The organism is Chelatococcus sp. HY11, from assembly GCF_018398335.1.
Lineage (GTDB): Bacteria > Pseudomonadota > Alphaproteobacteria > Rhizobiales > Beijerinckiaceae > Chelatococcus.
The window spans coordinates 2,785,570-2,799,965 of record NZ_JAHBRX010000001.1 but is presented as its reverse complement, the minus strand read 5'-3'; the positions used below and the strand labels follow the sequence as shown (position 1 = coordinate 2,799,965).

Sequence of the window (14,396 nt, the reverse complement as noted above, 5' to 3'; positions counted from 1 at the left end):
CAATTCCGTTCCGATGAATGCACCTTCCATGAATGCACCTTCCATAAATTCCAGTCCGGCCAATTCCACTCCAATCAATTCCCGGCGCCAGATAGGCCTGGCGGAGCATTTCGCTGCGTCACTCAAGGAGCGGCTGGCTGTCGATGGCATTGTCCATGTGGATTTCATGCGCCTGCGCGATCGGCTGCGGAGCGACATCGAAATGGTGCTGAACACCCGGCGGCCATCTGTTCCTCTGCCGTCCGCTTTGCCGGAGTTGCGACGCTCGCTTCTGTCGTTCGGGCTCTCCGAGCCGTATGGCTCCGGCCTTGACGGACCCGGCCATGAAGGCTTCCGCCAGACAATCGAGCAAAGCCTGCCCGCGATCCTGCCACAGCTCATGTCCGTTCGCGTCGAGGCTGTCGCTCAGGGCGACAGCGAGGACGCCTGCATCTGCTTGCGTATAAGTGCCGTCATCGGTCTGGCGCGCGGCTCGCAAAGGCTGATGTTCGATACCCGCTACACCGTCGATACGGGCCGATTTACAGTTGAAAGCGTCGGGGAATGACCAACGACTTCCTGCGCGCCTATAGCGACGAACTTGCCCATCTTCGCCAGGCGGGGCAACGCTTCGCGGCCGCGCATCCGGATATCGCCGGTCGCCTGCGCTTCAGCGCCGAGCAGACCGATGATCCCTTTGTGGCTCATCTGATGGAAGCCTTCGCCTTCCTGACGGCGCGGCTGCGGCAGAAGCTCGACGACGACCTGCCGGAGTTGACGGATCCTCTCCTGGAGCGGCTCTATCCGCATCTCACAGCGCCTGTGCCTTCCACGGCGATCGTGCAGTTCAAGCCCCGGCCCGATCTGACCGCGCCCTATCACATTCCGGCCGGCGAGACTGTCGAGAGCGAGCCGGTGGACGGCCAGCGTTGCCGCTTCCAGACGGTCTATCCCGTCGTGCTGTGGCCGCAGACCCTGGTCTCGGCGGATCTCGGCGGCTATGGGCAGGCTGCGGGGGCGATGCCGCCGGCTTGCGGCGCCCGTGGCATGCTGAGGCTGACCTTCGCGCCACTTGCCGGGGCAGCCGCGCCGACGGCGTGGCCGCACAGCCTCCGGCTTTTCCTGTGCGGCACCCCGCAGGAGGCGCGGCGTCTCTATGCGCTCCTCAACAGGGAGATCGTCGCCGTGGGCTTTCGCCCCCGCCGCCCTGGCTCTCCCCCCGAGGGCGAGGTCATGCGGTTCGCCGACCCGGACTGTGTCTCGCCGGCTGGACTCACGGCCGATGAGGGCCTGATGCCTTACGGCCGGCAGTCCCAGCTCGGCTATCGGCTCCTCAGCGAATACTTCGCCTGTCCGGACAAGTTCATGTTCCTCGACATTGCCTTTCCAGCCGCGCTGGCCGGGCAGATGGCGGAGCCGGACATGGCCGGGATCGAGATATCGCTTCATCTCAGACAGTGGCCCGCAGCCATTGAACGCCAGTTATCGGCCGAGAGCTTCGCGCTTGGCTGCACGCCGGTCATCAATCTGTTTTCCCACAGCGCCGAGCCGCTGCGGATCGTCCATGGCATGGGCGACCACCGTGTCCTGCCGGACGCGCGTCGCCCGGAAGCCTTCGAGATGTACCGCGTGGATACGGTTGAGATCATTCGCCGGGACGGGAAGGTTGAGCGCTGCGCGCAGCTGTTCTCGGCTCCCGAACGGGAGGGGCTCTTCTGGCAGGCACATCGCCGCGCCAATTTCGGGGGCGATGCCAGCGAAATCGTCCTCTCGCTCGTTGATGGCGAACGCCGGCCGCTGGACCTCATGGGATCGACACTCGCCGTCTCGGGGCTGTGCAGCAACGGTGACCTGCCGGCACGGCTGCCTTTTGGCGGGGGACGTCCCCATCTCATGCTGGCGGCCGGGGCACCTGTGGAGACCGTGACCTGCCTCACGCCACCGGCCCAGGTGTTGCGCCGCCGCGGGGACGCCGGCAGTCATCGCCGGCTCATATCGCATCTCGTACTGAACCACCTTTCGCTGTCAGGCGACGATGACGCGCTCGTGGCTCTCAAGGAAATTCTTGCGCTGCACGATCTGCGCTGCACGGCTGAGAGCGGGGCCGCCATCGCGGCCTTGCGCGGCCTGGCCGCGAAGCCGGCGGTCGCGCGCGCCCCCGGTGGCCATGGCGCGTTGTGCCGCGGCCTCGACCTTGTCGCGACATGCGATACCGCCCGTATCGACAGCGGGGAGGCGTTCCTTCTCGCGACCGTCCTGGAGCGTTTCCTCGCGCTCCACTGCGGGATCAACGCCTTCACGCGGCTTTCACTGGCCGGCCACGGCGGCGAGATCGTCAAGACATGGCCGGCGCGGGCTGGCGAGCGGATCATTCTATGAACAGGGATGTGGTGGCCGCTCTCCGCGCTATCGGGCTCGATGCGATGTCCTTCGTGGAGGCCATGCGCTTCATCGAGACAGCTGTTGGGTCCGATATCTTTTCCAGGCACGTGATCCTGCGGGGCAGCACGCGGCTTGGCTTTCCGGCGGCCGAGTTGGAACGGATCGAGGCAACGCCGGATGGCGATCTTGCCATGACCGTCGCGGCGATGGGCCTGACGGGAGCGCTCGGTGCGCTGCCGATCGTTCAGACTGAAGCGCTCCAGCGCCTCATGCGCGCCAAGGATCTCGGGCTTCGCGATTTCCTCGACATCTTCAATGATCGGCTGTTGCATCTCCTTTACGAAGTGCACGCCAAATACCGGCTGCCGGTTGCCTATGGCCGCCGGGAGAGGGCCGCCCCAGATTCCATCACAGAGGTGATGCTGGCCCTGATCGGGCTAGGGCTGCCTGGCCTGCGCGGCCGGCTCGGCCGGGACGACGAGCTGCTTCTGCCTTTCGCGGCGGTGTTCGCGCGGCCCTGCCGCGCGGCGGGTGATGTCGCCGCGGTGATGGCGGCCATAACCGGCTGGCGAATCCGCGTGGAGCCCTTTCATGGCCAATGGGTCGATCTGCCTGTCAGTGAGCAGAGCAGCCTGGGGATAAGGCGAGAGCAGCATAGTCGCCTGGGCGTCGACACCATCGCCGGCTCCCGGATCTTCGACCTCGCAGGCGGCGTCGGCGTCCATGTGGGGCCGCTGCGCTATCCCGATTTCATGGCGCTGGTGAGCGGCGGTGCGGATGCCCGGGATTTCGCCACGCTGGCCCGCTTCGCCATCGGACCGGAATTTGCTCTTACACTCGAAGTGATTCTCGCGCATGACGACGTGCCCGCATTCCAGCTTGCGCAAGGAGTCGAGAGCGGGCGGCGGCTGGGCTTCGACAGCTGGCTCGGGTGTCCGGAAGGGGATCCCGCCGTGACGCCGCGCGGCTGCCCTGTGTGAATGGCGCCTTTATGCGGGAAGAATGAGTACCAAGGCGCAATTCGCCATTTTCGTCGGCCTTCGAATTGCCCATATGTAAAGCGTTATCGCGTGACGTGAGAGTGTCTGAATTGTCTGATCGAGGGATGTCCACCATGCGGCCGCGCATACTTGTTGCCGAGGGCAATACGGCGGAGGCGCGCCGGCGCCGGGTTTCGTTGGCCGGCGCCACCTATAGTGAATCTTACGCGGACGTGCTGCGTGGCCTGGCGCCGAATGCGGTCATCGACATCTGCTACCCCGCCGATGCCGGCGCCAACTTGCCGGACCCGGGTGGGCTCCAAGGATATGATGGCGTCGCCATCACGGGCTCGTCGCTCAATGTCTACGCCGCGGATCCCGAAGTGATGCGCCAAGTGGAATTCGCGCGGGCGATCTTTGCCTCGGGCGTGCCCTTCTTCGGCTCATGCTGGGGGCTGCAGGTTGCTGCCACCGCCGCCGGCGGCAGCGTACGACGCTCCCCCAAGGGCCGCGAGATGGGACTTGCCCGCAAGATCCGCCTGACGGAGGCCGGCCTCGGCCATCCGCTCCATCAGGGCAAGGGTCCGGTCTATGACGCGCCGGCGATCCACACCGACGAGGTGGACGTCCGGCCCGCCGGGATGACCGTCACGGCGACCAACGCCTTTTCCGACGTCCAGGCGGCTGAAATCCGCTACGACGGTGGCATCTTCTGGGGCGTGCAGTATCATCCGGAATTCACGATCACCGATATCGCCATCATCGTGGCGAGCCGCACCGAGACGCTGCTCGACGAAGGTCTGTTCCGCGACGCGGCCGACATCCGTGCCTATGTGACTGACATCGAGGCCTTGGCCGCGGACCCGACGCGTGCCGATATCGCTTGGAAATTCGGCATCGAGGCCGATGTCATCGATCCCGGCCTGCGGACGTGCGAATTGCGTAACTGGCTTGATGCCATGGTCGCTCCCGCGATGAGCGCGCGCGGGCGGGCCTGAGCCGGCCCCTCACCCGGCGCTACGCGCCGACCTCTCCCTCAAGGGAAAGGTTAGGGGAGCCTTCCGCAGGGCCTTGTGTAACAAATACCCGTTGGCGTTCCTTCTCCCCGGCGGGAGAAAGACAGGATGAGGGCGCGCCCGACAAGAAATAAGACTGGCCTCGCAATTCCCCTGACGCACACCATTGTGCAGAGCGGGCAGGTTGCTCTATTGCGATGGCCGAGGTCCGAACATGACAACCATCGCCACCCCGTCTCTCGCTGATTTCCGCCGCGTCGTCATCAAGGTGGGTTCGTCGCTCCTGGTCGACAGCGCGACATCCCGCAAGGGCAGCCGCCTGCGCCATGCCTGGCTCGCCGCGCTTGCCGAAGACATTGCCGAGCTGCATGGCCGTGGCGCCGACGTGCTCGTGGTGTCGTCGGGCGCCATCGCGCTCGGCCGCACCGTCCTTGGTCTGCCGAGCGGCGCCTTGAAGCTGGAGGAGAGCCAGGCGGCTGCGGCGGTGGGCCAGATCGCGCTCGCGCGTAACTGGGCCGAGGCGCTGTCCCACCACGGCATCACGGCTGGGCAGGTGCTGGTGACGCTGGCCGATACCGAAGAGCGGCGCCGTTACCTCAATGCCCGCGCGACCACCGCGAAGCTGCTGGAGATGCGGGCCGTTCCCGTCATCAACGAAAATGACACGGTTGCCACCAGCGAGATCCGCTACGGCGACAACGACCGGCTGGCCGCCCGCATCGCAACTTTGGCCGAAGCCGATCTCCTCGTTCTTCTCTCCGATATCGACGGGCTCTACACAGCACCACCGGCGACCGATCCGACGGCGCGGCCGATCCCCGTGGTCGAGGCGATAACGGCGAGCATCGAGGCGATGGCGGGCGGCGCCGCGTCGGAATTCTCGCGCGGCGGTATGCGCACCAAGATCGAGGCTGGGAAAATAGCGACCGCGGCCGGCGCTCATATGGTCATCGCCGATGGCCGGGTGAAGAACCCGTTGCGGGCGATTGCCACGGGGGCGCGTTGCACCTGGTTCCTCACCCCATCCAATCCCGTCACCGCGCGCAAGCGCTGGATCGCCGGCACGCTGGAACCGCGCGGCACGGTGCATGTGGATGCCGGCGCCGCCCGCGCGCTCCGCAGCGGCGCGAGCCTGCTGCCCGCGGGCATGAAGCGGGTGGACGGCGCTTTTCGCCGGGGTGATGCGGTGATTATCCGTGACGAAGCAGGCCGTGAAATCGGTCGTGGCCTCATTGGCTATGATGCCGAGGAGGCGCAGCGCATCGCGGGCAAATCGAGCCGGGCGATCGAGGCCGTTCTCGGCTACGCGGGCCGGGCGACTGTCATCCATCGGGATGATCTGGCGCTCGTCGGCCGCGACGATGCGGATATCGCGATCACCGCGTCCGCGCAGGATCTGCTTGACCAGAGCCCGCAATCCCTTACCTAACAAGGCTCGGGTTCGGACAAGGCCGTGCGGTCACGCGCGGGCGGAGGCATGGCGATGGGCAAGGTGGTGAGCTTCGGCGAGGCGGGCAACGCGGCGCGGCAGGCCGGTTTGCCGCCAGCTGACGGCGCCGCCGATGTGCCGAAACTGATGGCTGACATGGGCCGCCGGGCAAGTGCCGCCGCGCGCGTGCTCGCTCTCGCGCCCGCGGCCACCAAGGCGGCCGCGCTGGAACGGGCGGCGGATGCCATTCTCGCGGCGACCCCTCTCATCCTCGCCGCCAATGCGGAGGATGTCGCCGAGGCGCGTGCCAACGGGCAGGCGGCTTCCTTCGTTGAACGTCTGGAGCTGAACGAGGCGCGTGTCGCCGGCATGGCCGAGGCCGTGCGTCTGGTGGCGGGGTTGCCGGACCCGGTCGGGCGCGTGCTGGCCAGCTTCGAGCGGCCGAACGGCCTCAGGATCGAGCGCGTCGCGACGCCGCTCGGCGTGGTCGGCGTGATCTTCGAGAGCCGCCCCAATGTCACCGCCGATGCGGCGGCGCTTTGCGTGATGGCCGGCAATGCGGTGATCCTGCGCTCCGGCTCGGATGGCCTGCGGTCGGCCACGGCCATCGCGGCGGCTTTCGCCAAGGGTTTGAGCGACGCCGGCCTGCCCGCCGACAGCGCGCAACTCGTGCCCGTGCGCGACCGCGCCGCCGTCGGCCTGATGCTGACCGGCCTTGAGGGCGCGATCGACGTCATCGTGCCACGCGGCGGCAAGAGCCTTGTCGCGCGCGTGCAGGAAGAGGCCCGCGTGCCCGTCTTCGCCCATCTCGAAGGTCTGTGTCATGTCTTCGTGCATGCGGCGGCCGATCTCGGCATGGCGCGCGACATCGTCCTCAACGCCAAGATGCGCCGGACGAGCGTCTGCGGTTCCGCCGAGACGCTGCTCGTCGACAAGGCTTGCGCCGCGACCCATCTTTCTCCGCTGATCGGCGCGCTCGCGGAGGCGGGCTGCGAGATTCGCGGCGATGCGGCGTCACAGGCCGTCGATCCCCGCGTCAAACCGGCCGACGAGGAGGACTGGCGGACCGAATATCTGGACGCCATCATCGCGGTCCGGGTGGTTGACGGGCTCGATGGCGCGCTCGCGCATATCGGCACCTACAGCTCGCATCATACCGATGCGATCGTCACGGCTGATGAAGCGGCGGCCGCGCGATTCCTGCGCGAGGTCGACTCGGCCATCGTACTCCACAACGCCTCGACCCAGTTCGCCGATGGCGGCGAGTTCGGCTTTGGCGCGGAAATTGGGATCGCCACGGGTCGCATGCATGCGCGGGGTCCGGTCGGGGTCGAACAGCTGACCTCGTTCAACTATCGCGTGCACGGCAGCGGTCAGACGCGACCTTGAGTGAGGGGCAGCCGCGCCGGCGGGCGCCTTTTCCCGTCCTGCCGCCGCACGGCACCGGGCTTGCCATCGGGCTGTTCGGCGGATCGTTCAATCCGCCGCATGAGGGGCACCGGCTGGCAAGCCTCGTTGCGATGAAGCGACTCGGGCTGGACCGCGTGTGGTGGATCGTGACGCCCGGCAACCCCTTGAAGGATAACGCGCGGCTGCCGCCGCTGGCGGAGCGGATGGCCGCGGCGAAGGCCGTGGCCGACCATCCACGCATCGACATCACCGGGTTCGAGGCCGCCATCGGCACCCGCTTCACCTATGATACGCTGGCCTATCTCAGGCAGCGCTGCCCCCGCACGCGCTTCGTCTGGATCATGGGCGCGGACAATCTCGGCACTTTCCACCGCTGGCAGAACTGGCGGGGACTTGCCTCCCTGATGCCGATGGCGGTCGTCGATCGTCCAGGCGCGACGATCAAGGCGGCACGGGCGCCGGCGGCTGTTGCCCTGCAACATGTTCGGATGTCCGAGCGACGCGCCCGCGCGCTACCGTCGGCAGCGCCTCCCGCGTGGGTTTTCCTGCATGGACCGAGGTCCGCGCAATCCTCCACCGCCCTGCGCGAACGGGTGGATTTGCCCGCCGCGACCAAGGACTGATACCTTTGCGGCCCATTGTCATTGAAGATAAGGCCAACCGCCGCTATCTTGGTGTTGTGGCAATTGCGCCATGTGAAGCGAGGAACTGGCACTGAATCCTTTGCCCATGCTTGGAGCGAGCAATGGATCGCTCCATCCGGCAGCCGGAGTTACAGCCGAGGCTCCCGGGAGTGGTTATGGCGGTGACGCAACTGCGATTGCTGTCCATTGTCTCGAGGATATGAAAGCCGAGGAAACGGTCGTTATCGATCTTGTCGGCAAGACCTCGATCGCTGATACCATGATCGTTACATCCGGCCGTTCGCACCGTCATGTCGGCGCGATCGCGGAGAAGGTTGTCGAATCGCTCAAGACTGCCGGCTACGGCCCCGTGCGTGTCGAGGGAACGACGACCTGCGATTGGGTCTTGATCGACGCCGGCGATATCATCGTCCATATATTCCGCCCGGAAGTCCGGGGCTTCTACAATCTCGAGAAGATGTGGGGCGCCGATCGGCCGAGCGAACGCGCGCCGGGAGCCCCGGCGGGCGAGGGCGAGGAAGCCTCCGTCAGCAAACGGGCGCACGGCTGAGACCATGCGCTTGACGGTGGTGGCGGTGGGCCGCCTCAAGGCGGGCCCGGAGCGTATCCTCGTCGAGCGCTACCTCGAACGGTCCACGCCGCTGGCGCGGACGCTCGGCTTCGGTGCGGTCGATGTCGTCGAGTTGCCCGAAAGCCGCGCGAAGCGCGCCGGCGAGCGGAAGACGGAAGAGGCGGCGGCCATTGTCGCGCGCTGCGGCAATGGCGTCGTTCTGGCTTTCGACGAGACCGGCGCATCCATGCCCAGTCCCGCCTTCGCGAAGCGTTGCGCGGATTGGCGGGATGCGGGCGTGGACAGCATCAATTTCGTGATTGGCGGGGCTGACGGGCTCGATGAGCGTGTTCGCGCCCATGCAGCCGGCATCATGGCCTTTGGTGCGGCCACGCTTCCTCACCAACTCGTGCGCATTCTCGTCGCCGAGCAAATCTACCGCGCTATGACAATCCTAACGGGTCATCCCTATCATCGGGTATGATCGATTCGCGCAAGCGGGCGGTCGCCTTGGATGCCGCCGGATCGCCAGATTTCATAATGCTTTTAAGAGCTCGCCTTTGCCTTTGATGTCCTGCCTCTCGACGGGCAAACGTTTTGCAGCCCGGCTGGCAATGGCCTCGGTCGCCGCGGGGGCGCCGATTGCCACGCAAGCTTGGGCTCAGACGGGTGCGCCGGCGACGCCTTATGCGCCGCTTGAACAGGCGCAGCGCGCCCAGGAGGACAAGCTCCAGCGCGAGGAAGAGCTCAAGGCGATCGAGAACGAGATGCGCGCCCGTGCTGAAGCCAGGGCCAAGCTCGATGAGGAGATCGCGTCGCTGCAGGCGGATCGCTCACGGCTGAACGCAGCGCTGATCGAGACGAATCAGCGCGCGACGGCCGCGGAGACACGGGTCAGCCAGATCGAGCAGCGTCTATCCGTGCTGAATGCGAGCGAGCAGGCGATTCGCCGCTCCCTCGCTGGCCGCCGTGACGTGATCGTCGAGGTGCTGGCCGCCTTGCAGCGGATGGGACGGCGGCCACCGCCGGCGGTGCTGGTCCATCCCGACGACATGCTCGAGGCTGTGCGCAGCTCGATCCTGCTCGGCGCCGTGGTGCCTGAATTGAAGGCAGAAACGGAGGCTCTGGCTTCCGATCTCGCCGAACTCGTGCGTCTGCGCGAGACGATCGCCCATGATCGCGAAGCTTTGAAGACCGATCTCGCGACGCTTGCCGGGGAGCGGGCGCGGCTTTCTGGGCTCGTCACAGCACGCCAGCAGCAGCTTGGCGATGTGGAAAAAACGGCGGGCAACGAGGCATCGCGCGTTGCCGTGCTGTCGTCCCAGGCCCAGAACCTCAAAGATTTGATCGATCGCATGGAGAGCGAAATCGCCTCCGCCCAACGCGCGGCAGAGGCGGCGCGACGCGCGGCGGCGGCTCAGACAGGTCAGGAAAACCTTGCCGGCACGGCATTTCGTGACCCCGCGCGCCTCTCGCCCAAGATCGCCTTCGCGGAGGCACGGGGCCTGCTGCCGCTGCCCGTCAGCGGCTCAAGATTGCGTGATTTTGGCGCATCTGACGGCTTCGGCGGTACGACCAAGGGCATATCCCTGGCGACGCGCCCGGCGGCGACCGTTGCCTCGCCAGCGGATGGCTGGGTGGCTTTCGCGGGGCCGTTCCGTTCCTTCGGACAACTCTTGATCATCAACGCCGGTGGCGGGTACTATATATTGCTAGCCGGAATGGAACGGATCAACGTGGCACTCGGGCAGTTCGTGCTGGCGGGAGAGCCGGTGGCTGTCATGGGTGAAACGGCGTCGCCGCTTTCAACGGCTTTTGTAGGCGGATCGAACGGTCCCGTTCTCTATGTGGAGTTCCGCAAGGACGGTGGATCGATCGATCCGAGCCCGTGGTGGGCGAAATCGCAAGGCGAAAAGGTACGCGGATGATGCGTAAAGTTACTCTCGTGATGGTTGGCGCACTGATCGGCGCGAGTGCCGCCGTAGTCGCCACGCAGTCGCCTCTTCTGACGAGCACGAGTGCGATTGCCGCGTCCGCTGAGACCTATCGTCAGTTGACGTTGTTCGGCGACGTATTCGAAAAGATCCGGTCGGACTATGTGGAAAAGCCGGATGAGAGCAAGGTGGTGGAAGCCGCGATCAGCGGCATGCTGTCCTCGCTCGATCCGCATTCGAGCTACATGGACGCCAAGAGCTACCGCGACATGCAGGTGCAGACCCGCGGTGAGTTCGGTGGCCTTGGCATCGAGGTGACGATGGAAGATGGTCTCATCAAGGTGGTGAGCCCCATCGACGACACGCCTGCGGCGCGCGCCGGCATCCTGGCGAACGACGTCATCACGACGATCGATGGCGAGCAGGTTCAGGGGCTCACCCTGAACCAGGCCGTGGACAAGATGCGCGGCCCGGTCAAGACCGACGTGAAGCTCAAGGTCATCCGCTCCGGCCAGAAGGACCCGCTGGACGTGACCCTGACGCGCGACGTGATCCGCATCAAGGCGGTGCGCTTCCGCGAGGAGGACGACGTCGGCTATCTCCGCGTCTCCCAGTTCAACGAGCAGACCTTCGAGAACCTGAAGGACGGCATCGAGAAAATCGCGGCTGCCATCCCGCAGGACAAGCTCAAGGGTTATGTGATCGACCTGCGTAACAATCCGGGCGGCCTCCTCGATCAGGCGATCCTGGTGTCCGATGCCTTCCTTGATCGCGGCGAGATCGTCTCGACGCGAGGACGCAACGCGGACGAGACGCAGCGCTTCAATGCGAAGCTCGGCGATCTGGCGAAGGGCAAGCCCGTCGTGGTGCTTGTCAACGGCGGCTCCGCCTCCGCCTCGGAGATCGTGGCCGGTGCGCTCCAGGACCACAAGCGCGCGACGGTGCTCGGCACCCGTTCCTTCGGCAAGGGTTCCGTGCAGACGATCATTCCGCTCGGTTCGAACGGCGCGCTGCGCCTGACGACCGCCCGCTACTACACGCCATCCGGACGTTCCATTCAGGCACGTGGCATCGATCCCGACATCGAGGTCGTGCCGAATGTGCCGGATGAGCTGAAGGGCCGGGACGAAAACAAGGGTGAAGCCGGTCTTCGCGGCCATCTGAAGAACAGCGACGACGAGCGCGGCGCTTCTTCGGCCTATGTCCCGACGGATCCCTCCAAGGACGACCAGTTGATCGCCGCCTTCGACCTCCTGCGCGGCAAGGCCAATCCGGCCCTGCAGTCGAAGAAGGCCGATGCGTCGGGGGCCCAAAAGGACAATGCGGCTCCTGCCAAGAACTGACCGCAGGGGCACCTTGGGCGAGAGTGGTTCAAGCTAAGGCTCGGCAGGCTGGGCCTGAACCGACTGGCCGATACGGGAATTGATCCCTTGGCTGCCGCCCTGTAAGACTGCGTCAGTTACTGTTCAGTACGGCCCCCGCGCAACCGCGCGGGGGCCGTGTGCGTTTTCGCAACGGCCGGCACGATCTCCTTCCTGTCGGCGAGCGTCCGAGGGAGAGCTTCATGGCGGACAAGAATGCCAAAGCAGGGGCCGGTCTGAGCCCCACCGAGAAGGCCGCCTTGCCCTATCGCCCCTGTGTCGGGGTGATGCTGCTGAATGCCCGCGGTGAGGTCTTTGTCGGGCGGCGCGCGTCCGGGAATGATCCGGAAGGCGTTGCCGCCACTTTCGCGTGGCAGATGCCGCAGGGCGGGATCGATGACGGCGAGGACCCGCTGACGGCGGCCTATCGTGAACTCTACGAGGAGACGAATGTTCGTTCGTCGCGCCTTCTGGCTGAAGCGTCGGAGTGGTTCGATTATGACCTGCCGTCGGAGCTGATCGGCAAGGCTTGGAAGGGGCGTTATCGCGGCCAGACGCAGAAGTGGTTCGCGCTCGCCTTTACAGGCGATGAGAGCGAGATCGATATTCGCACGCCCGGCGGCGGTGCCCACAAGCCCGAATTCGAAGATTGGCGTTGGGAGCCGATGGCACATTTGCCGCAGCTCGTCGTGCCCTTCAAGCGGCCGGTCTACGAGCAGGTGGTCGCGGCATTCCGGCATCTTGCCGGGTAGTCGGACGACGAACACCTACATTGCCTGGGCAACACGTCCCACCCGTCATCGAACCGTCAATAACAATGCGCTATGGTTGTATTTTTGTTTCTTATATCAACTATAAAGCGTGATTTCTGATTCGATATTGATTCAACGCGGCGAGGTAGTATCGAAGCTGACATGGCAGTTTTGTCACGAGGGGAACGCGATAGCGACATCGCGGACAAGAACACGATGAAGCATAGGAACGAAGCGGAGCTGGCGGCGGGGAACGACTGCATAGAGCGCCTCTATGAAGCGGTCCTCGCGATCAAGCGTCATGGACAGGGCGCCCCACGCACGGTCAAGCTTGCCCAGGAGGGCGTCGCCAAAATGGCGAAGAAGCTGGTCGAGGAGGCGGCGGAAGTGGGGCTGGACGCCGTCCAGGGCGACCGTATCCAAGTCATCCGCGAGAGCGCGGATCTGCTTTATCATCTCACCGTCCTCTGGGCGGAAACCGGCATCGTCCCGGACGAGGTCTGGCAGGAAATGGAGCGTCGCGAAAAGCTCTACGGCATCGCTGAAAAATTGCTCAAGTCTGGCAACCGCGCCTGATCGCGGCGGGAGCCAACTTCGTCGGCCGCCGGCTCCGTCGTTCATCGCCGGCTTCCTCGTCGGCCCGAAGGCATCACGTGGCGGCCGCGGGGCTGAGCCGTATCGTTCTTTTCAGGCTGTCAGTGTAACGCCTGGCCTCGATATCCCATGCCATGGCCTCGGGGCTGCGCGCGCAGATGCCTGCGAGAAACCACAACAGGGCTGCGGTCTTGATGGTTGCGAAGGACACGCTGATGCACAGCAGCAGGATGATGTAGAAGGCGACGAACAGCATGAAGCGTCGTGGCTGGCCTTCCGGCACGCGAACGAACACGAAGAGCGCCCAAACACCGGCAAAGCCCAGAACGCCGAGCTGCGAGAGAGCGTAGGCATAGCCTGAGTCGTTGAAATCGGTGCTTGTGTAGACAAGCCCCATGGCTTCGCCGAGGCCAAGCGTGTTGATGAGCTGCCCGGCGAGCAGGAAACGGCCGAAGATCGTGTTGTCCCAGGCAATGTTGCCCTTCACCGAGGCATAGGTGATGAGGGCGATGATGGCGAGGAAGGGCGCGACGAAAACCATGCCGGGGCGCACTAGGGGCGCGACGAGGTAGAGCCCCAGCGTGATCCCGCACAGGTACATGCCGAAGCGTGCGTCGCCGAGCACGAGGATCGTCATGATGGCGAGCGTCTTGGAAATGAAGGCCTGAGGCCGCCGGATGTCGCGGCTCAGCACCCAGGCGAAGGCGACGGCCCCGAAATTGCCAACGGAAACCGGCTCGAGGAACACCGAGGACACCCGGTGCTCCCCGAGAAAAGGCAGGAGCGTCCGTCCCTCGAAACGTGTGCCGGAGACGAAAAGGCCGGCCTCACCCGTTGTCGCTGCGGCATCGACCGAACCGCGCGACACGTAGTAGCCGATGACGTCGAAATATTTGAGGAAGGTGTCGAGGAACATCCATTCGAACAAGGCGGCGCCGAGCACGATCAGGATCGACCACGTCACCGCGCGGTCGCCCAGCGCAAGGTTGCCTCGCTTGAGGCCGAGGATGAAGAAGACGACCGGTATCATCAGGTCGCGCAGGATCTTCGGGTCGATGACGCCGCGAAACAGCATCAGCGCCCCGACATAGGAGAAAATCCCGAGAAGCACGAAATAGAGCGCGGGGGAGCGGTCGGCGATCAGCAGAAAGGTGCAGCCGACCAGCATGACTTCGACCAGCATGACCATGCTGGCGCTCACGCCCATGACGTTCGTGTTCACGAAGCACAGGGCAAAATTGAAGGCGAGCGCCGCCAGCAGAATGGGGAGCACGAGGGACTGGCGAAAGTCGCTCTGCGCTGGAGCCATGGCCAAGGTCTGATAACTGTTTGGTGTCTGTGCAACGCTCATAGCGTGAAGCCGTC

The 14,396-nt window shown here is 65.2% G+C and carries 13 protein-coding genes and 1 pseudogene; 13 read left to right on the top strand and 1 reads right to left on the bottom strand.

What is annotated here, in order from left to right:
* Positions 1 to 28: 28 nt before the first annotated feature.
* The 13 genes and pseudogenes from KIO74_RS12805 to hisE form a co-directional block, all read left to right on the top strand.
* Positions 29 to 547, top strand: a complete 519-nt coding sequence (locus tag KIO74_RS12805; protein WP_213332346.1) for a type VI secretion system baseplate subunit TssE — start codon at positions 29 to 31, stop codon at positions 545 to 547.
* Positions 544 to 2,358 (top strand): type VI secretion system baseplate subunit TssF, encoded by a 1,815-nt coding sequence (tssF, locus tag KIO74_RS12800; protein ID WP_213332345.1) that lies wholly within the window; start codon positions 544 to 546, stop codon positions 2,356 to 2,358. Before KIO74_RS12805 ends, tssF begins: the two co-directional genes overlap by 4 nt.
* The gene (gene tssG / locus KIO74_RS12795; protein ID WP_213332344.1) at positions 2,355 to 3,341 is read left to right on the top strand and encodes a type VI secretion system baseplate subunit TssG; all 987 of its coding nucleotides are present in this window, start codon (positions 2,355 to 2,357) and stop codon (positions 3,339 to 3,341) included. Before tssF ends, tssG begins: the two co-directional genes overlap by 4 nt.
* A 134-nt stretch (positions 3,342 to 3,475) precedes the next feature.
* Positions 3,476 to 4,339, top strand: coding sequence for a type 1 glutamine amidotransferase (locus KIO74_RS12790; RefSeq protein ID WP_349629184.1), 864 nt, complete (start codon positions 3,476 to 3,478; stop codon positions 4,337 to 4,339).
* Between the two features lie 232 nt (positions 4,340 to 4,571).
* Complete coding sequence (gene proB, locus KIO74_RS12785; RefSeq protein WP_213332342.1) at positions 4,572 to 5,786, top strand: glutamate 5-kinase; 1,215 nt, start codon at positions 4,572 to 4,574, stop codon at positions 5,784 to 5,786.
* A 147-nt stretch (positions 5,787 to 5,933) separates the two neighbouring features.
* Positions 5,934 to 7,175, top strand: a complete 1,242-nt coding sequence (locus KIO74_RS12780) for a glutamate-5-semialdehyde dehydrogenase (protein ID WP_213335122.1) — start codon at positions 5,934 to 5,936, stop codon at positions 7,173 to 7,175.
* Positions 7,172 to 7,819, top strand: coding sequence for a nicotinate-nucleotide adenylyltransferase (locus tag KIO74_RS12775; protein ID WP_213332341.1), 648 nt, complete (start codon positions 7,172 to 7,174; stop codon positions 7,817 to 7,819). Before KIO74_RS12780 ends, KIO74_RS12775 begins: the two co-directional genes overlap by 4 nt.
* 106 nt (positions 7,820 to 7,925) lie before the next feature.
* Positions 7,926 to 8,390 carry a ribosome silencing factor gene (gene rsfS, locus KIO74_RS12770; protein ID WP_213332340.1) on the top strand — a complete coding sequence of 155 codons (465 nt, stop codon included), beginning with the start codon at positions 7,926 to 7,928 and terminating at the stop codon, positions 8,388 to 8,390.
* Between the two features lie 4 nt (positions 8,391 to 8,394).
* On the top strand, positions 8,395 to 8,874 hold the full coding sequence (gene rlmH, locus KIO74_RS12765) for a 23S rRNA (pseudouridine(1915)-N(3))-methyltransferase RlmH (RefSeq protein ID WP_213332339.1): 480 nt from the start codon (positions 8,395 to 8,397) through the stop codon (positions 8,872 to 8,874).
* A gap of 85 nt (positions 8,875 to 8,959) precedes the next feature.
* Positions 8,960 to 10,318 carry a murein hydrolase activator EnvC family protein gene (locus KIO74_RS12760; RefSeq protein WP_213335119.1) on the top strand — a complete coding sequence of 453 codons (1,359 nt, stop codon included), beginning with the start codon at positions 8,960 to 8,962 and terminating at the stop codon, positions 10,316 to 10,318.
* Positions 10,318 to 11,667 carry a S41 family peptidase gene (locus KIO74_RS12755; protein WP_213332338.1) on the top strand — a complete coding sequence of 450 codons (1,350 nt, stop codon included), beginning with the start codon at positions 10,318 to 10,320 and terminating at the stop codon, positions 11,665 to 11,667. Before KIO74_RS12760 ends, KIO74_RS12755 begins: the two co-directional genes overlap by 1 nt.
* Positions 11,668 to 11,888: 221 nt before the next feature.
* A complete protein-coding gene (locus KIO74_RS12750) occupies positions 11,889 to 12,437 on the top strand; it encodes an RNA pyrophosphohydrolase (RefSeq protein ID WP_213332337.1) in 549 nt (182 codons plus the stop codon).
* Positions 12,438 to 12,653: 216 nt separating this feature from the next.
* Positions 12,654 to 12,998 (top strand): annotated as a pseudogene (gene hisE, locus KIO74_RS12745) (phosphoribosyl-ATP diphosphatase); the annotation flags it as partial.
* Between the two features lie 88 nt (positions 12,999 to 13,086).
* On the opposite strand, the gene KIO74_RS12740 reads toward hisE, so the two are convergent.
* Positions 13,087 to 14,340, bottom strand: a complete 1,254-nt coding sequence (locus KIO74_RS12740) for a surface polysaccharide polymerase (RefSeq protein WP_213332336.1) — start codon at positions 14,338 to 14,340, stop codon at positions 13,087 to 13,089.
* Positions 14,341 to 14,396 lie beyond the last annotated feature (56 nt).